General features: G+C 30.1%; 19 protein-coding genes and 1 riboswitch. Of the genes, 5 read left to right on the top strand and 14 right to left on the bottom strand.

The window, feature by feature from the left end; all coding sequences use genetic code 11:
* Nucleotides 1-36: 36 nt before the first annotated feature.
* The 6 genes from B3B03_RS04685 to B3B03_RS04710 form a co-directional block, all read right to left on the bottom strand.
* Nucleotides 37-450, bottom strand: coding sequence for a hypothetical protein (locus tag B3B03_RS04685; RefSeq protein ID WP_035133824.1), 414 nt, complete (start codon nucleotides 448-450; stop codon nucleotides 37-39).
* A gap of 143 nt (nucleotides 451-593) precedes the next feature.
* Nucleotides 594-4,088, bottom strand: coding sequence for an SbcC/MukB-like Walker B domain-containing protein (locus B3B03_RS04690; RefSeq protein ID WP_346876586.1), 3,495 nt, complete (start codon nucleotides 4,086-4,088; stop codon nucleotides 594-596).
* Entirely contained in the window at nucleotides 4,069-5,301 is a 1,233-nt protein-coding gene (locus B3B03_RS04695) for an exonuclease SbcCD subunit D (RefSeq protein WP_346876587.1), read from the bottom strand. The genes B3B03_RS04690 and B3B03_RS04695 overlap by 20 nt, the downstream gene beginning before the upstream one ends.
* Before the next feature lie 16 nt (nucleotides 5,302-5,317).
* A complete protein-coding gene (locus B3B03_RS04700) occupies nucleotides 5,318-5,881 on the bottom strand; it encodes a histidine phosphatase family protein (RefSeq protein ID WP_346876588.1) in 564 nt (187 codons plus the stop codon).
* 258 nt (nucleotides 5,882-6,139) lie between these two features.
* Nucleotides 6,140-7,633 (bottom strand): sodium/pantothenate symporter, encoded by a 1,494-nt coding sequence (gene panF / locus B3B03_RS04705; protein WP_346876589.1) that lies wholly within the window; start codon nucleotides 7,631-7,633, stop codon nucleotides 6,140-6,142.
* 15 nt (nucleotides 7,634-7,648) lie between these two features.
* Nucleotides 7,649-7,939: a YhdT family protein gene (locus tag B3B03_RS04710; RefSeq protein WP_346847554.1), complete on the bottom strand. Its 291-nt coding sequence runs from the start codon at nucleotides 7,937-7,939 to the stop codon at nucleotides 7,649-7,651.
* 288 nt (nucleotides 7,940-8,227) lie between these two features.
* Between B3B03_RS04710 and B3B03_RS04715 the strand changes: the two genes are divergently transcribed.
* From B3B03_RS04715 to B3B03_RS04725, 3 genes are read left to right on the top strand one after another with little or no spacing between them, the layout of a single operon-like run.
* Complete coding sequence (locus B3B03_RS04715) at nucleotides 8,228-9,052, top strand: transporter substrate-binding domain-containing protein (protein ID WP_346847555.1); 825 nt, start codon at nucleotides 8,228-8,230, stop codon at nucleotides 9,050-9,052.
* 27 nt (nucleotides 9,053-9,079) lie between these two features.
* The gene (locus B3B03_RS04720; RefSeq protein ID WP_035133830.1) at nucleotides 9,080-9,760 is read left to right on the top strand and encodes an amino acid ABC transporter permease; all 681 of its coding nucleotides are present in this window, start codon (nucleotides 9,080-9,082) and stop codon (nucleotides 9,758-9,760) included.
* Complete coding sequence (locus B3B03_RS04725; protein WP_346876711.1) at nucleotides 9,747-10,469, top strand: amino acid ABC transporter ATP-binding protein; 723 nt, start codon at nucleotides 9,747-9,749, stop codon at nucleotides 10,467-10,469. The genes B3B03_RS04720 and B3B03_RS04725 overlap by 14 nt, the downstream gene beginning before the upstream one ends.
* 202 nt (nucleotides 10,470-10,671) lie before the next feature.
* On the opposite strand, the gene B3B03_RS04730 is transcribed toward B3B03_RS04725, so the two are convergent.
* The 3 genes from B3B03_RS04730 to B3B03_RS04740 form a co-directional block, all read right to left on the bottom strand.
* Nucleotides 10,672-11,031 carry a VOC family protein gene (locus tag B3B03_RS04730; RefSeq protein WP_346847557.1) on the bottom strand — a complete coding sequence of 120 codons (360 nt, stop codon included), beginning with the start codon at nucleotides 11,029-11,031 and terminating at the stop codon, nucleotides 10,672-10,674.
* A 444-nt stretch (nucleotides 11,032-11,475) separates the two neighbouring features.
* On the bottom strand, nucleotides 11,476-12,552 hold the full coding sequence (locus B3B03_RS04735; protein ID WP_346876590.1) for a helix-turn-helix transcriptional regulator: 1,077 nt from the start codon (nucleotides 12,550-12,552) through the stop codon (nucleotides 11,476-11,478).
* Between the two features lie 162 nt (nucleotides 12,553-12,714).
* A complete protein-coding gene (locus B3B03_RS04740) occupies nucleotides 12,715-13,257 on the bottom strand; it encodes a flavodoxin domain-containing protein (RefSeq protein WP_346876591.1) in 543 nt (180 codons plus the stop codon).
* A 270-nt stretch (nucleotides 13,258-13,527) separates the two neighbouring features.
* Here B3B03_RS04740 and B3B03_RS04745 point away from each other — a divergent pair, with 270 nt between their 5' ends.
* Nucleotides 13,528-14,265, top strand: a complete 738-nt coding sequence (locus B3B03_RS04745) for an NAD-dependent protein deacylase (RefSeq protein WP_346876592.1) — start codon at nucleotides 13,528-13,530, stop codon at nucleotides 14,263-14,265.
* Nucleotides 14,266-14,418: 153 nt separating this feature from the next.
* Nucleotides 14,419-15,078 (top strand): GTP pyrophosphokinase, encoded by a 660-nt coding sequence (locus B3B03_RS04750; protein ID WP_035133854.1) that lies wholly within the window; start codon nucleotides 14,419-14,421, stop codon nucleotides 15,076-15,078.
* Between the two features lie 124 nt (nucleotides 15,079-15,202).
* Here the strand turns inward: B3B03_RS04750 and B3B03_RS04755 are convergent, their stop codons facing one another.
* From B3B03_RS04755 to B3B03_RS04775, 5 genes are all read right to left on the bottom strand, one after another.
* Nucleotides 15,203-15,604 (bottom strand): hypothetical protein, encoded by a 402-nt coding sequence (locus B3B03_RS04755; protein WP_346876593.1) that lies wholly within the window; start codon nucleotides 15,602-15,604, stop codon nucleotides 15,203-15,205.
* A gap of 107 nt (nucleotides 15,605-15,711) precedes the next feature.
* Nucleotides 15,712-16,143, bottom strand: coding sequence for a DUF2752 domain-containing protein (locus tag B3B03_RS04760; protein WP_346876594.1), 432 nt, complete (start codon nucleotides 16,141-16,143; stop codon nucleotides 15,712-15,714).
* 61 nt (nucleotides 16,144-16,204) lie between these two features.
* Nucleotides 16,205-16,465 carry a hypothetical protein gene (locus B3B03_RS04765; protein ID WP_346876595.1) on the bottom strand — a complete coding sequence of 87 codons (261 nt, stop codon included), beginning with the start codon at nucleotides 16,463-16,465 and terminating at the stop codon, nucleotides 16,205-16,207.
* Nucleotides 16,466-16,764: 299 nt separating this feature from the next.
* Nucleotides 16,765-17,340, bottom strand: a complete 576-nt coding sequence (locus B3B03_RS04770) for a xanthine phosphoribosyltransferase (RefSeq protein WP_035132017.1) — start codon at nucleotides 17,338-17,340, stop codon at nucleotides 16,765-16,767.
* Complete coding sequence (locus B3B03_RS04775) at nucleotides 17,340-18,686, bottom strand: nucleobase:cation symporter-2 family protein (protein ID WP_346876596.1); 1,347 nt, start codon at nucleotides 18,684-18,686, stop codon at nucleotides 17,340-17,342. Before B3B03_RS04775 ends, B3B03_RS04770 begins: the two co-directional genes overlap by 1 nt.
* A 137-nt stretch (nucleotides 18,687-18,823) precedes the next feature.
* Nucleotides 18,824-18,925: riboswitch (purine riboswitch) on the bottom strand.
* Nucleotides 18,926-18,933 lie beyond the last annotated feature (8 nt).

Below are 18,933 nucleotides of genomic sequence, written 5' to 3' on the forward strand. Positions count from 1 at the left end.
ATTTCGTCAATATAAAATTAAGAATATATTTTTATTTTATTCGTGTAATCCAAATCCACTTATTATTAACGTAGCCCAATCTTCATTTTCTTTTTCAATCCACTTATATTCTATATCCAGTTCTTTAAGCCAAGCATTAAGTCCATAACTTTTTTTGCTTACATTCGGAGACTTTCTTCCAAATATTTCCTTTATAGTCTCAAGTAATTCAGCTTGTGCTTCTTGACCAAGAGGTCTATCAATTACATTACTTATCTCTATACAGCATTGTGCATAAGATGAATGATCTTCAAAATACAGCTCATTAGCAAGGCCTATTCTTTTTTCATTTAATTCTTTAATTACTTCATTAATTTCATCAATATTTGATAAATACTTCTTAGCTACTCCCATAGAATCAATATCATTGTCTAGTCTATTTATTTGCTTTTCTAATCTTTCATATCTCATATCTTTTTCTCACTTTACATATTTATTTTGCCATACATAGAGTTTGTATTTAACCAATAAAACTTCTTGTCTTAAGTTGCATCCTCATTTACATTTCTCTTAATGCCAATAATCTATTATAACATTAAAAATCATTGTTGCAATTAACTTCTTTCAATCTTAACTTTACTTCCACCTCTACCTGATTCTGCTGGAGTAATTACTAATTTTACTGGTACCCTATTTTTTATAGATTCTACGTGACTTATTATTCCGACCTTAAGTTTATCATTATGAATCCTCTCTAAGGAGCTCATAACTACTTCTAGTAAGTCATCATCTAGTGTTCCAAATCCTTCATCTAAGAAGAATAGCTCTAAGGGCGCTGTTCCCTTAAGTTGAATCTCTGAGGATAGTGCTAAGGCTAAAGCTAAGGATGTTAGGAATGTCTCTCCTCCTGAAAGTGTGGATGCATCTCTTGAGGCTCCTCCATTTTTATAGTCTCTTATTATGAATTTACCCTGTTCATCTACTTCTAAACCATAAGTTCCACTAGTAATTTCCTTAAGTCTCTTAGAGGCTTCCATGGATACATATTTAAGTCTAGTAGCAGCTACAAACTCAACAAACTTTTTACCCTTAAATAGCTTTTCTAAATCATCTAGAAGAGCTAATTTATGATCTAATTTTTCTTTTTTATCTAACAATTCCTTTAACTCCAATAGTTTTTTCTGTATATAATTAACTTCTTCTGAGCATCTTATATTTACTTCCGTAAAAGCTTTTATTTCCTCTTCTTTTATGGCCTTTTCTTCTTGAACCTGCTGCCAAGCTTCTTCACTTACTTCTCTTCCATTTATCTTTATAAGTAAACTTTCAATAGCCCCATTAACCTTGGATATGCTATTATTATACTCTTCAATAAGTGTCTTTAATCTCTCTATTTCCACTTTAGAAATTACATTATCTTTAACCTGCTCTATATCTTCAAAACTTTCCTTCCTTAAGCAATCCTTCAAGTAAGTTCTTTCTTCTGCCTCTCGTTTATCTAACTGTCTAACCTTACTTATGATTTCTATTAAAGCTTCATTACAGCTTTTAAAGTCTTCTTCCATGGATTCCTTTTTCTTATCATAACCATTAAAGGAATCTTCTATAGTCTTTATTCCTTCCTGCAGCTGCATTAATAAGTCCTTGAGATTATGGAGATCTCCTACCTTAGCTTTTATTTGAAGTTCCTTCTCCTCTGCACTTTTTTCTTTTTCAATAAGAGCAGATTTTTCTTTAGCTAAGTTTTCTCTAAGAGAATTTATGCTTATTTGTAGGGATTCCTTGCTATCTATTAGTTCATCTAATCCCTTTCTATACTTTCTTATGTTCTTTTCTAACTCTTCTCTTTCTTTTTCTATCCTTAATATTTCTTCATTTTTTTCTTGAAAACTTTCTACATTGATAGAATCTTTTATATTATTTATATCATTTTCTAAAGCACCACAAGATAGAGTATTTTTATTAAATTCTAGCTCTACATCCTTATATTGCTTTTCCTTTTCTTCTACTACTGATTTTATAGTATTTCTTTTACCCTCTAAGGATAGTTTTTCTTCTTTTAAAGTTTTTATAACAGTTTCTAAAACTTCTTTATCTTTATTATACTTTGAAAGTTCTTTATCTAGTGCTTTAAATTTATCTTCTAATACTCCTAGATTCCCAACTTTAAAATCATCCCCTAAAGCTTTTATTTCTAGTTCTTTAGCCTTAATGTTTTCTTCTAAATTTAAGATTTTAGTGTTGTCCCTAGTAATATTCATTTCTATTTCCTTAAGTTGATTTTCAAAGTCATGCAGTTTTTCGTTTTTTCCAGTTAAGTCTAGGTTTTCTATATGCCTTATATTCTCAACATGATGCTCTAAAGAACCACAAACAGGACAAGGCTCACCCTTATTTAAATTTTCTCTAAGCTCACTTGCTAAAGTCTCAACCTGCAGCTCTAGTATTTCTGCTTTTAAACCTTTAATGTCCTCATCTATCCTAGACTTATTTTTCTCATATTTATTTACTGCTTCCCTTAAACTTTTAATAATTTCTTCTGAGCTTATAATAACTTCAGTTGCAATGCTATATCTTTTAGTCTTTTCTGTTTCCTCAGATATCCTTCTTTGAAGATTCAAAAGATCAGTAGATTCTCCTGGACAAGTATTGATTAGTTTCTCTAACTGCTCTTCCTTTTCTATAAGCAATGCTTCCTTTTTACTAAGTTCTTCTCTGCATAAATCTTCTTTTATGTGTTCTTCTTCCATAAACTTTTTAAGTTTTGTTAAGATTAATCTATCTTTATCTACTAAAGTTTTTAAGTCTAAAAATCTTTCATTAAGTCTAATACCCCTTTGAACCTTTTCCTTTAAGTCACTATCTATCTTAAGGGCTTCAAACTTCATCTCAGTTTCTTTTATAACATTTCCACCTTTAAGAATTCTTTTATCTAAAATATCTATTTTTCCCTGAGCTTTCTGTCCCTGCTCATTTAAACTTTTAACACTTTCTCTTAACTCACTAATATTAACTTTTAAAGCATCTAAATTTTTCTTTTCTATTAAAGCATCCTTAACCTTTTCTTCTTTTACTTTTAAGTCAGGTAACTCCTTATCCTTTTTCTTTCTCCAAAAATTCCACTTACTTTCTAGTTCATCTTTTTCTACTTTTATTTTTTCATATTGGAGATTTAAGGCATTTTCCTTTTCCTTCGAGGCTTTTAAATCTCTTAGAGTATTTTCATAGCTTTCTATATAAGGTAAAACCCTAGCTGCACCTTCACCAATTTTTAGTTTTTCCTTATACTCTTCTATTTCTTCAGCTTTTTCCATTAGAGCTTTTTTCTTTTTCTCATAGTCTTTAATATCTAAACTTAACTTCCAAACTTCTTCTTTTTCCTTAAAATCTTCTGCTAACTTCTTAAGTTCCTCATTACCTTTTTTTAGTATATATGTTGAAGCTTTTAGTTCATCCTCTTTTTCTTTTAATGTATCCTCATTTAAATTTTCATAACCCTTAAGCTCACCAGATAGCTCCTTGTATTTACTTTCTTCCTTGATTACTTCAGCCTTAAGCTTACTTGAAAGATTATCACCATATTTTTGCAAATTAAATAATCTCTCAAGCATATCTCTTCTTGCTCTACCCTCTAACCTTAAAAACTCACTAAATTTTCCTTGAGGTAACACTACAGTTCTAGTAAAATCCTCTAAACTTAATCCTATAATTTCTCTACAAGCTGCAGTAACTTCCTTCACCTTATCTGCTAAAATTATGGGCTCCTCAAAAGTCATATCTATTATCTTACATTTTCCTGATATAGGATTTCCCGTTTTCTTATCCCTTTTAAATTCTCTATCTACAACATATCTCTTAGGCTTTGCTCCTGAAATTTGAAAGGTATAACTTAAAGCTAGGCTATCACAATTAGTATTTATAAAGTTTGAACTTTTTCTTGAAACCTCCCCATATAAAGCTAAAGTTATTCCATCTAATACTGTAGATTTTCCACTGCCAGTAGGTCCAAATATACCAAAAAAGCCTTGCTCCGTAAGCTTTTCAAAATCTATAAATTGCTCTTCATTAAAGCTATTTAATCCCTTAATTTTAAGACCAATTGGTTTCATTATCTTGGCCTCCTTCTTCTGAGATTATAGACATAAGTAAATCAACCACTTCATCCTCTGCATCTACTCCTCTTTCTCTTTTATAAAAATCCTTAAATATCTCTTCAAAGGATTTTTCAGAAAGACTCCTAGCATTTTCATCCTCTTCCTCTCCCCCTATAATCTTAGGCATAATTTCTAGGATATCTCTTTTTAATATCTTCATTTTCTTTATTTCATCTTCATTTATATATCTATCTGTAGAAATTTCAAGATAAACCCAACAATTTCTATCCTTATTTTCCTCACACTTTAAGATAGCCTCCTCTACTCCATTACATTTCCACACCTCAATGGGCTTATAAACCTTTATTTCCACCTCTTCTATAAGGCTATCTTCTCCAGCCTTCACATCTACTATAAAACATTTATTTTTAAAGCTAATTTCCTTTTTATTATAATGAAGAGGTGAACCTGAGTATCGTGCTCTTTTATTAGTTCCAGGGACTATTTGAGGCTTATGCACATGACCAAGAGCTATATATTGAGCTGACTCTGGAAAACAACTGCCATTTACTATGTAGCTTCCTCCTAGTTGTATGCTTCTCTCTGAACCACTTTCTTCACTTCCCATGGCAAAGAGATGTGATACCACTAAGTTTATAGTGTCTTCTCTATAATGACTTTCTAAAGAGTAAAATAACTCATGTATTCTATCACTATAAGACATTAATTTTTCTTCTTCACTTTCCATTCCACTATACAATATTTCATTTAATCTTTTTTCACTGGGATAGGGTACTGTTAATATAACTGCTCTTTCTCCATTAACTTCAATTTCAATAAACCCTTCTCCAGATTCAATAAGTCTGTGTTTTCCATAGCTCCCTGGTTGAACTACAGTTTTTGGAGTTCCCACCATAATTATTCCATGGTCCATAGCTAAAGGTCCTGCTGCCACTAATCTCTCTGGATTATCATGATTTCCCGATATTACAAGGGTTAGCCTTTCACCATTTCTAGAAATTCTCTTTAAAGTATCATAAAACATTTTTTCAGCTCTAGCTGGTGGATTACTTGTATCATAGACATCTCCTGCAATAATAACCAAATCTATATTATTTTCTTCTACAATATTTACAAAGTCCTTTAAAAACTCTTCTTGCTCATCCATCCTACTCTGACCCTCTAGATTTTTTCCTAGATGCCAATCTCCAGTATGAAGTATTCTCAATTTTGTTCCTCCTCCATTAATCTATATCTATTTCTTTAAATCCTATAAATTCCTCACCCTTAAATTCCATAACAATAATCCAAGGCATAATACTTTTTATTCTATTAAACTCCTCATAACCAAAGGTTTTATTATAATAATTCAATATTGTACTTAAAGCTGTGCCATGAGTTCCTATTACTACATTTTTGCCTTTATTCTCATTTAATATTTCTTTTAATGCTGTTATATTTCTCTCTTGCACCTGTCTAAGACATTCACCCTTAGAAAGCTTGTACTCAAAATCCTCCCATTGACATTTTACAAATTCATTAAAATCATCTATCCATTGATCTGCAATAGTCCGCTCTCTCAAATCATCCTTAGTTTTTACTTCTAAATTTAAAGTATTTGCTAACTTCCTAACGGTATCTATTGCACGTTTATATGGACTAGAGTAAATAGCATGAATCTCTTTATTTTTTAATACTTTCTCTACTTTTTTACTATCCTCTTGCCCTTTTTGAGTTAGTGGTCTAATTAAATCTTCATGAATTGAAAAATCTGGTTCACAATGTCTTACAAAATATATATTGGTCATTTTCCCCTACCCCCTATAAATAAACTCTAATTCTATATTATTCTATTATACCTTAAGTTATTTCGTAGTATCATCTTTAATTAAAAACTTACTAGTATTTTTTGAATACTATTGAAGATAGGAAACTAAAAAAGAGTTATATCAAAACAATTTTCTAATCTTAATTAAATATTGTACATTCATTTAAAATAAATATAAGTTCAATATTAATTTAACATTAATTTTGTTTTGATATAACTCTAAACTCATTTAAACACTTTATTCTTCTTTACCATAGAATAATTCTATTACATCTCTATCTGGTTTTTTCCCAATATAACTTCCCATTAAGAATGTAATTATAGCTACCACAAGAGCTGGAACAATAGGTTGAACTCCCATTGGTGCAAACTTTGTGACGTAAAATATTATAAAGGAACCAACACCGCAAATCATAGATATTATAGCACCCATAGCATTAGCCCTTTTCCAATATAAACCAAAGACCACTGGACAAAAGAAAGCAGCCTCTAATCCACCAAAAGCAAATAGATTAATAAAAGTAAGTAATGCTGGAGGTTGTATTGCAAGAATAAACACTATAAGCCCTATAATTGCTGTGGACCATAAACTCATTTTTGATATCTTCTTTTCAAAATCTTTACCTTCTTTTACATCATCATTTTTCATAATATAGTTCATATATATATCTTTTATAATTGCAGCAGACGATAAGATTAACATAGAAGATACCGTTGACATAACTGCTGCTAGTGGTGCTGCAAGAAATATTCCAGCAGCTACAGGATGCATAATATTAATAACTAAAGTTGGAATAATAGTATCTGAATTTGTAATTCCCTTTGGAAGAATTGCTGCAGAAAGTACTCCCGCTAAAAGCATTCCAAACATTAAAATAAAAAATACTACTGTTCCATAAATCATAGCATCATGCATGGATTTACTATTCTTAAACCCCATAGCTCTAACTGTGTTTTGAGGAAGTCCAAGGGTTCCTACTCCTACTAATACCCAAAATGACATGATGTATCCTTTACTAAAATGTTCTCCAGATAAAGGGGTATTCCATACTGGATTAACTTCATTTAAAGTAGCTGAAATAGTATCCATTCCCCCGCCAACCTTTATAATAGAGTAAATAATCAGTCCTGTACCTATTATCATTATAATTCCTTGAATGGTGTCAGTAACAACTACTGCTTTAAAGCCTCCTATGGTAGTATATATAATTACTATTGTACCAAATAAAATTAGTCCTACCAAATAAGAAAATCCTGTAATAGACTGGAATAGTACAGCTCCTCCAATAAACTGTGCCACCATAGTTACAATAAAAAATATTACTAAAGCAATAGATGCCATTATAACTACTGTGGGTGATTTATATCTTTTGTATAAATAATCTGTAACTGTTACAGCATTAATTTTTCTTGATATTATAGCTAGCTTTTTTCCTAAGATTCCTAGTGTTAAAAATGCTGTTGGAACTTGAGTTACTGCTACAAATACCCAACTTAATCCTACAGAATAAGCAATTCCAGGTCCACCAATAAAACTGCTAGCACTAGTATAAGTTGCAATTAATGTCATGGCAAGAACAAACCCTCCCATAGATCTTCCACCTATGAAGTAATTATTTATAAATCCATTTTTAGCATTTTCTTTTGCTGAATTTTTACTAATCCAAACTCCTACAAATAAGTTTAATGCTAAATAAAGAATAATTGGTATTACAATTAACATTTTTTCCATACTACATTCCCCACTTTATTTTTCCTTATGATTATTCTTTTGTTCTTCATCATTTTCCAAATCCATATCCACAAATAAATACTTTACAGTAAATGTTACTGCTACAATAAGTATTATTGGTCCTGCAAAACTACTTAATACAAACCACAATGGTAGTCCCATTACATATTTATAAGTAGATGGATCTCCACTTCCTAGCCCAAAACCAGTAACATACCACCACATAAAATAAAGTATATACAAAATAATAGAAATGATAGCTTCTTTATTCATTTGTCGATTCTTAGCTTTTTCTGATAATTTCATAATCTTACTCCTCTTGATTTCAACATAAATAAGTTTTCTAGAGCTGTACTATTTAGTAATAAGCTCTCATTTTAACAACATAGTAATATTATCACGTCACCATTGAGTTCACAATGGTTTTCATAATTTATTTTCCCCTAATATAGTATTTTAACTTAAATAAATATAAATTTTTTTAATTAATATAAATCTTTTTAAAAAAAATATTAAAAAACTATTGCATATTTATAAGTTATAGTTGTATAATTATGCAACGGTAATAAATTATTATACAAGGGGGATACAACAATGAAAAAAGGTATACTAAAAAAAATTTTTGCACTAGCTATGGTAGGTACCATGTCACTATCTTTAATGGCATGCGGTAATAAAGAAGAGGTGGACTTGCTATCTAAAATAAAAAAAGAAGGAAAATTAAAAGTAGGTATGAGTGTTGATTACGCACCTTATGAATTCTTTATAATGGAAAATGGTGAAAAGAAAACCGTTGGTCTAGACATATCTCTAGTAAGTGAAATTGCTAAAGATTTGGGTGTAGAATACGAAATTCAAGAGATGGAATTTAGCACTATTTGTGATGCTACAAGAAATGGAATCATTGATTTAGGAGTGTCTGGATTATCAGTTAATGAAGAAAGAAAAGAAGTTATAGATTTCTCAAATATATATTTTCAAGCAGAACAAGGAATATTGATAAATAAAAACAATTCTGAAACTATTAAAAGTATTGATGATTTAAAAGGTAAAAAAGTAGGAGCTCAAAATGGTTCTACACAAGCCACTTTAGCTCAGGGAATTGAAAATGCTGATGTTAAGCTATTAGCACAAGTTCCAACTTTAATTCAAGATTTAATAGCTGGAAACTTAGATGCAGTAATTGTTGAACTTCCAGTAGCTGATATACAAGCTATAGTTCATGAAGAATTAGCTGTTGCAAAAGAAAAAATTAATGATACTTCCGGTGGTGGTTCTGCTATAGCTCTTCCAAAGGGACAAGCTACTTTACTAGAAGCAGTTAATAAAACATTAGAAAGATTAGAATCTGAAGGTAAAATACAAGAGTTTTATAAAGAAGCTATAAAATTAAGTAAAGATGAGGTTACAGCTCAATAATTTTTACTAGCTACAAAGGAGGAAGCTATGTCTAATTTAAGTTTTAAGTTTTTAGAAAAATATTATCCAGTGTTTATAGAAGGTATTCAATGGACTTTATTAGTAGCAATGCTATCAGTTCTATTTGGAGCAATCCTAGGAACCCTTCTTTGCTTCATGAAAAGGTCAAAGTTATCTGTATTAAAAGTACCTATTCCTAAGGTTATAGCTTCTATTTATATAGAATTCATAAGAGGAACACCTTTATTACTACAAATTTTTATAGTATATTTTGGTACAACCTCCTTTGGAGTTAAGCTTACTCCTTTAGTAGCTTGTGTAATAGCACTTTCACTTAACTCAGGAGCTTATGTGGCAGAAATAATAAGAAGTGGAATTGATGCAGTAGATAAAGGACAATTAGAGGCTGCAAGAAGTCTAGGTATGAATCAAAGAATGGCCATGCAACATATTATATTACCACAAGCCATAAGAAATATTTTACCTGCTATTGGTAATGAGTTTGTGGCTATAATAAAGGAATCATCTATGGCATCAGCTATAGGTGTAGCAGAAATTACTTATGGTGCTAAGCTAGTTACAGGTGCCACCTATAGAAACTTTGAGCCTTTAATTGTAGCAGCAATCTGCTACTTTATCCTAACATTTACTCTAGGAAGATTAATGGCTTATGCAGAAAGGAGACTTAAAGGAAATGATTCACGTTAAAAATTTAAAGAAAAACTTTGGAGAACTAGAAGTTTTAAAGGGAATTGATGAACATATAACTAAAGGAGAAGTTGTTGTAATTATTGGCCCTTCTGGTTCTGGTAAGTCTACCTTCTTACGTTGTCTTAATCTACTAGAAGAGCCGACTTCAGGAGAAATTATATTTGAAGGAAATAATATCACTGATAAAAAGTCTAATATAAATAAACTAAGAGAAAAAATGGGAATGGTATTCCAGCAATTTAATCTCTTTCCTCATAAATCAGTATTAGAAAACATAACTATATCACCTATTAAGGTAAAAGGTGAAAAGGTTCAATCAGCTAATGAAAAAGCTCTATCTCTTTTAAAAATGGTAGGTCTAACAGATAAAGCTAGTGCTTATCCAAGCTCCTTATCTGGTGGACAAAAGCAAAGGATAGCAATAGCCAGAGCTTTAGCCATGAGTCCAGATGTAATGCTATTTGACGAACCTACTTCTGCTTTAGACCCTGAAATGGTTGGTGAAGTTTTAAATGTTATGAAAGAACTGGCCAAAGAAGGTATGACCATGGTGGTAGTAACCCATGAAATGGGCTTTGCAAGAGAAGTTGGAGATAGAATTTTATTTATGGATGAAGGAAAAATTCTAGAAGAAGGCACTCCAGATGAACTTTTTGGAAATCCTAAAAACTCTAGAACTATAGATTTCTTATCTAAGGTTTTATAAAAAATAAATTTATCAATAATTTTTTTGAAGAGTTTATTATATTTACATTTATAATTTATCTATATCTAAAAATAAAATAACCAGTTAATTTATTTTAAAAATAAATTAACTGGTTATTTGCATTACTATTATTTATAATTTCATAGTATGAAATTTACATTTATCACCATGACAAATTAATCTTTTCATGCTAATGTATCTTTTAATGCCTTTGTCTAATTCCAATTTTCACGCCATTTGGATCATTTATAAATATATAATTTTCCATAGGTCCATTAATCACCTTTACATTTTGTTCTTCTAATTTTCTTACCGCTTCATTGAAATTATTTACATTAAATACAATAGAGATATTTGAACCATTAGCTTTTTTTAATTCTTTAAAGCTATTTGGATATTCTATTAATTCAATAGTTCCAGACTCTTCATCCTTTAAGAAAATAATGTGTATTCCTTCCGGAGTATCTATTCTTTGTACTTCTTTTAATTCTAAAATTTCTTTATAAAATCTTTCTGATTCTTCTAACTCTGCTACTGCTATTGTGACCATTTCTAAATTCATAAATACTACCTCACTTTATTAATTTTACATCTGCTACGATATATTTTTACTATCCCCTTTATTTATATACCTAATATAATAGCCTTTATATTATATTAAACTTTATTTACATGAAAATTATACTGTAATCTTTTACTTATTCAACATTAATCTCTAAATAGATAATCTCCTTCTTACATGGATAATATTCCATAACTCCATAGGCAGAATCATAATATATTTCATTATAATAAACCATAATTTGCCCCTTTTTATTTCCTTGGATAGTATTGATTACCTTAACAAGTATCATCCCTTTTTCTCAACATGTTTCCCATGCATTAAAAAAATGTAAATAAATGTTCCATTACCCTCTTTTTTCAAAATAGAGTTCAATGAATATCTCAAAGTCAAAACTCACATATTATTTATTTTACTTTTCTGATGAACATACAAAATCCACTTTTACATTTCAGAAACAGTATTTTTTAGTGCCTTAATTGCCTCTTCATACTCTAGGCTTCCACATAATACTTTCAAATCTTCTTCATCCATAAGTGATTGAAATAGTTTTTTTCTTATTATCTTCTGCCCTTCCACATTTACCTCTAGTTTAAGATTTTCAAAATAAGGGTTATTGCTATAATCATATTCTGTAGAAAGTAGCTCTTTTACATAATTGTTAAACCATTTTGCAGCAAGCTCCTTGTCCCCTATTTCAATATATAGCCTACAGTAATTATATGCTCCTGAACCCATCCCTATTTTAAATATACTCTCTACTTGATTTAGAGCATCTAAATAGAAAACTGCCTTTTCATAATTATGTTCACCTTTTGAGAGCCTTGCTAATATTGCTATCATTGCATTGCTTTGATTTAAATACTGTATAAGCATTCCTTTGCACATATTTTCCGCTTCTTTGTTCTTTCCTTGCTTCTGTAACAATGACGAATATAGTACCATGGGATCTATAAATGAATTTGATAATTCCTTAAGGGCCTTTTCACTTTCTTCATAGTTTTCTAAGGTCATTTGTATATTAGCAATAGAAAATAAAGCTACTGATATATACTTTGAAACCTTACTTTCAGTAACTTGATAAAGCAAAGTTAAGCAATACTCCATTCTTGATTTTATACATTCCTCTGAAACATTACCTGACATCATAGAATACATTTGAATCAATTGTGCAATTATCAATTTTAAATATACACTATTAGGGTATTCTTTCTCATATTCTTTACATCTTAATTCACCATCCATATAACTCTGATGTAAAAATACTTCAACTAATTCTTTTTTTATATTAATTACTTCTACTTCAGAAAGTTCTTGTTGAAAGGAAAGTAAAACATCTAAAGAGGTATCCAATGCTCTTGCCAATGGCGCTAATAAAGAAATATCTGGTGTTGAATTTCCAGTCTCCCATTTACTTACTGCTCCTGCTGAAATTCCAATCATACTTGCCAACTGCTCTTGAGTAACCTTTTTTTCTTTCCTTAAATGTAAAATAGTCTCTCCAATATTTAATCTATTCATATTCACTACCTCCGCCTTTGAGCCTTTTTAGTACTTTTATTATAAGCTTAATTACAACTGTCAACAATGGAGAGTAGTTCATACTTAAGTTGAAAAAACTTGAGTGATATTCAACTTTATGGTTATAAGTCATAGTTATTAGCCTACTCTATGTCTCATATCTCAAATATCATTATAATTTTTTTGTATAAACTCAATAAGCGGCTTAAGATTTTCTTTATTTGTCCAATCGAAGTTAGAGCCAATTGCTTGCATTAATGCAGCTTCCCAAGGTTCGTATTTGTTAGAGTCTTTTTTTGCAACAGCTTTTTTAAGAATATTACAAAGGGTTTTGTCTTTCCAAGACATACTTTTCTCATTCCAAGCACCACGACAATAAAAACATGGGATTTCATTAAGTTTCTCCTTAAAATTACGCTCTTTTATAGCAGTCATAGCTTTTTCATCATATGGAGATGCTCCCACTGCAAAAACTACTATTCTTTTACCCTTTAGTTTTTCATAATGCTTTCTTAGAAAAGATACTCCTGCTATACCTGTTGCATAAATACCTCCACCTAAAATAATTGTATCGTATTTTGCAACTTGTTCTATATCAGCTTGTTTTGTTTCAATTATGTCACTTGATAGCTCTTCTGCTAACCATTCCGCATATTTTTTTGTAGCTCCATACTTTGATTGATATAGTACTACTATATTTTCCAACTTTAGTACCTCCTTGTATAACGATTTAATTATTTTTTTATTATACCTGTAATAGTAAAATGGTGTTTCTTTATATTTTAACTTTGTTTTTCTTAATATGATATCTTTTGCCTCAATTTAAATATCCATTTATATCCTTACTATCATTTTAATACCACTATTAATAATAACACCAAATACAGTATTATCCAACATGTTCTATAAGTATATTTTATTTTCTATAACTTCGTGTCATAATAGGATTAATAAATAATTTATGGAGATGATTATATGAATACTGAAATAGAAAAACTAACACAAATTTTAAGAAATAGCAATAACATAGTATTCTTTGGTGGCGCAGGAGTATCTACCGAATCAAATATACCAGATTTCAGAAGTGCCAATGGGCTTTTTAATGCAAGACTTAACATGACCCTTTCTCCTGAACAGCTAGTTTCTCATACTTACTTTATAAGATTTCCTGAGGAATTTTTTAATTTTTATAAGGCAAAGCTTATATATCCTGAAGCTAAACCTAATGGAGCACATATAGCCCTTGCTAACCTTGAAGAAATGGGTAAACTTAAAGCAATCATTACTCAAAACATTGATGGACTTCATCAAGCAGCTGGTTCTAAAAATGTATTTGAACTTCATGGCTCAATTCATAGAAACTATTGCATTAAGTGTAATGATAGCTATGATATGGATTTTATTTTAAATTCTAAGGGAATACCTACTTGTCCTAAATGTAGTGGAACTGTTAGACCTGATGTAGTTTTATATGAAGAAGGTTTAGATGAAAGTGTACTTAAAGGAGCTATCGATGCTATCTCAAAAGCAGACACATTAATTATAGGTGGAACTTCTCTAGTGGTTTATCCTGCAGCTAATCTTATAAACTATTTTAAAGGCAAAAATCTAGTGCTTATAAATAAAAGTAGTACTTCTGCTGATTCTAGAGCAGACTTAGTTATTCACGATTCTATTGGGAAAGTATTAAGTGAGTCAGTTAATTTTTTATAAAATAAAGGTAGTCATTGACTACCTTTTATTAACCAAAGTCTTATGTTGTTTTCTCATTAATATTTCTATATTAATTTTATGTCCACTTTAATAAAAAAGCAATTTATATTATACTATTATAATACCTAATACATATACAAAGGAGAATTTATTATGCCACAATTGCCTTTTAAGGATCTTAAAAACATAGATATTTCACAATTTGGTACCCAAATTGAAGATTTTAAATCTCTTTCTTTAAAATATCGTTGTGCCCTTCGTGAAATCGAAACAAAATTTGCAATACTTAATGATGAATATAAAAGTATTCACTCTTATAATCCTATTGAACATATGAAATCTAGACTTAAAGCTCCTGAGAGCATACTTGAAAAACTTCAAAGAAGAGGATTAGAACTCTCTATTGAGTCTGCAGAAACTTTAACTGATATTGCTGGAATTAGAGTTATTTGCTCTTTCCTTAGTGATGTTTATGAAATTGCAGCTTCAATTAAGGCACAAACTGATTTAACTATTATTAAGGAACGTGATTACATAAAAAATCCAAAAGATAATGGTTATCGTAGTCTTCATTTAGTTGTTAGTGTTCCTGTATTCTTCTCAAAGAAAGTTGAAAATGTTCCTGTAGAGATTCAATTTAGAACAATTTCAATGGATACGTGGGCAAGCCTAGAACATAAGCTTAGATATAAATATGAGGGCGAAATGCCTGATGATATTAGCACCATGCTGCTAAACTGTGCTGGTACTACAACACACCTTGATGAGGAAATGCTTATGGCACGTAACAGACTTATGAACAATCATGTTTAATGCTTAATTAAGTAACGTTTTTACAAATATATATTTATTTTTCATAAAATTTGAGCATGTTCTCTAATATAGAGACATGATCAAATTTTATTTAAATTAATTTCTCTTAGGAAAGTTTTGTATTTTAATCTCTATTAGGAACTACTTTTGTATCATATAAAAGGTCATCTACTTGATAATCAGTAATATTCAAATTTATTTTTTCCTGCATAAGCTTTAGTATAAGTTCTTCCTTTTCATCTTCAAATATACCAGAGCTTTGAATATTTTCTATGAAACTATCTAAATCATAAATAATACAATCTCCTTCATAGGCTCCTAATTCAGTACATATATCTACTGAAGCTTGAAGGGGGTCTGTTCCATAATCAACATAGACTTTACTTCTATCATCTGATAATTCTTCTATTTTTCCTACATAATATCCTGCCACATATTTTCTTGCATCATCCTCTTCTCCAAATCCTAATACGTCTCCATTTGGTGTTACAACTATATAATTATGATAAGGTACACGTGTATCCATAACTAAATGCATTCTCCTTTTCAGTGGATTTTGACTATACTATATATTAAGTTTTCCAAAGGATAGAATTATTATACTGAGCAAAAATGAAATAATTATTACATCGTCTAAACCCTTGATAAATCTAATATATAAAATAGAATTCCATAGATGATAAAAGAAAAGCACATAAATACATGATATATAACATCAAATTTTATTATATTATTTCTAAATTTATTATCCATTAATTTTTTCTTTGATAATAATATTTTCATTCTAAAAAAAATTTCAAATATCCCTAATAAAACTGCTGGTACTGATAATAAGTTTAGCTTAGGAGCAAAAATATCACCAGATATAATATTTCTCATATCTCTAGTAAATCCACAAAGAGGACAAGGCTCTCCTAAAATTCTATAAGAAAGGCATCCATAGGTAATAGGAAATAATTTATTCACAGCTCTAGATATAAAGGGTAAAAATATCATAGCTATTACTAAAGTAATTAATATCACATTAAAAATATTATATTCTTTTATTATTCCTTCACTTTTCAACTTTTAACCTCCTTGTAACTAAAATAAGATGCCTATACAGACATCTTTTAATGATATAATTTTATACTGCTGCTCCTAATGAAGCTAATCCCACAATAAATATTAAAAATATAATAGCCATACATATTCCTATTATGGAACATATAAATCCACCTTTAGCCATTGCAAAAGCTTCACCTGATTCTTTCTTTTTCTTCATGTCTATAATTCCTAATACTACACCTACAACGCCTAGGATTAGAGATAACCACCATAGGCACCCCCATGAAATTACAGCAAATACAATACTACAAATTCCCATTACTAATGAAGCAACACCCATACAAAATCCTCCTTGTAAATTTTATCACTCCATTCATTTTATTAATCCACATTGAATATTATTACAATTTTATTAACAAAATCATTTATCAGATATGACTATATAAAATTTTAACTATATCTATAGATATATATAACTATAATCCTATATAAATATTTATATAGGAAACTATTCATATATAAAACTAGTTAAATAGTTAAATAGTTGTTGTCATAGTGCGGGTTTAAGAGATTCATGAATATGCAATATGGATACTAGCGTATTACAAAATAAAAAAGGTGCCTATGCACCTTTTTTTATTATTCTTCTACAAATTCTATAATATCTTTACCAAGCTTACTCACTCTTGCTAGTGAATATACTTCATAGCCTTTATCTTCAAGATTTTTACGACCTGGTTGGAAGGATTTTTCTATGACTATTCCAATTCCCGCAACCTTTGCTCCCGCTTCTTCTACCAATCTTATTGCTCCTTGTGCTGCTTCTCCATAGGCTAAGAAATCATCTATTATAAGTATATTATCCTCTGGTGATATAAATTTTTTTGATAAAGTTAACTCATAATCTACAGCTTTAGTAAAAGAATGTACTGTAGTTTGATATACATCTCCACTTAAAATCTTAGATGTTTGTTTCTTTAGTGTTACCATTGGTAATTCCATTTGAAGAGCGGTCATAACTGTAGGAGCTATCCCTGAACTTTCAATGGTAAAGATTTTAGTTATTCCATGGTTTTCAAAATGTTCTTTAAAGGTCGTTCCTATTTCCTGCATTAATTTAGCATCTACTCCATGGTTTAAGAAAGAATCTACCTTTAATACAGATTCATTTAACGCATGTCCATCTTTTAATATGCGATTTTTTAAAGTTTCCATTATGCCACCTCACTTTTTTCTACTTTTATTTTCTCTACTTTATCTTCTTTTAATACTAAATTTAATATTAAAGCAGTTATAGTTCCTGTAGATATTCCTGATGAGAAAATCATCTTTAATCCTTCTGGTAATTGTGCTATAACATCTGGCCTAAAGGTAACTCCAAGACCTAAAGCTATAGATGTAGCTATTATAAGTAGATTTCTTTCAGTAAGTCTTACTCTACTTAAAGTCTTTATTCCTGCTGCTGCAACAGTTCCAAACATTACTATTCCAACTCCACCAAGAACTGGTTGTGGTATTCCACTTATTAGACCTGCTAGTTTAGGTAAGAAACCTAAAATCACCATAATTATTCCTGCCATAACTGCAACGTGTTTGCTTGCTATCTTTGTTAATGCTATTAATCCTACATTTTGGCTAAAGGTAGTATTTGGGAAAGAACCTACTACTCCACCTAACATACTTCCTATACCATCTGCCAATACACCAGCACCCACACGTTTTTCATCCATGTGTATCTGAGAAGTTTCTCCAATAGCCTTAAGACATCCAACAGTTTCTATAGTAGTTACAAAATATGCTGGAATAAATGCAATTACAGCTTTTATATCAAAGGTTACTCCATATTCAAATATTTTAGGGAAGGAAATCCAACTAGCTTCTTTAATAGCTGTAAAACTCACTAAGTCTAAAGGAATACAAATTATATATCCCGCAACCATCCCAATTAAAATAGATGCACTACTAACCATACCTTTTCCATATCTATTTAAAATCAAGGTAAAAATTAAAACAAACATGGCTATTGATAAATTCTTAATACTACCATAATCTGCAGCTCCAACTCCACCTGCAGCCCAATCAATAGATACTGGTAATAATGTAAGTCCAATCAAACATACCACTGTTCCCGTAACTATTGGCGGAAATAATTTCATAAGAGGTTTAATAAAGTAACTTAAAATAATTTCAAAGAATGCTCCTAAAATAGTAGCTCCAATTATTCCTGGAAGTCCAAGTACTGTTCCTACTGAAATAGCTGGTGAAACGAAGGTAAAGTCTGTACCCATGATACAAGCAACCCTTGAACCTATAACTCCGAAACCTCTAGCTTGAATTATGGTTGCAATACCAGAAGCTAAAATTGTTGCACTTATTAACGTTGTAGTTATTTTTGCATCAAATCCTAATGCACTTGCTATTACTAGAGGCACTACTACTATCCCTCCAAAAGCTGCAAATATATGCTGTAAACCAAATAATATCTTTTTAACTAAAGTTGGGTTATCATCAACACCATAAGTTAATTCAATATCATTAGTTAATAGTTCTTCATTATTCATAAGTTCATCTCCTTTTAGATATTGTTTTAATTTTATCTAAGGATTAGCTACTTCCTTAGATTTATTTAAATCAAAAAATAAAAGCACCTCAATAAAAATTGAGGTGCTGTGATTCATCACTATAATGCCTATAGTTATAATAAAATACAACTCCCCGTAGTCTGCAAATTTATGGTTTGCAGGTAGAAACTTTCGGACCATATTACCGATTATATACGAGTCTTACCAATTGTATTGTCATTATAAC

This window comes from Clostridium sp. UBA5712 (genome assembly GCF_002419845.1).
GTDB classification, from domain to species: Bacteria; Bacillota; Clostridia; order Clostridiales; family Clostridiaceae; genus Clostridium_J; species Clostridium_J sulfidigenes.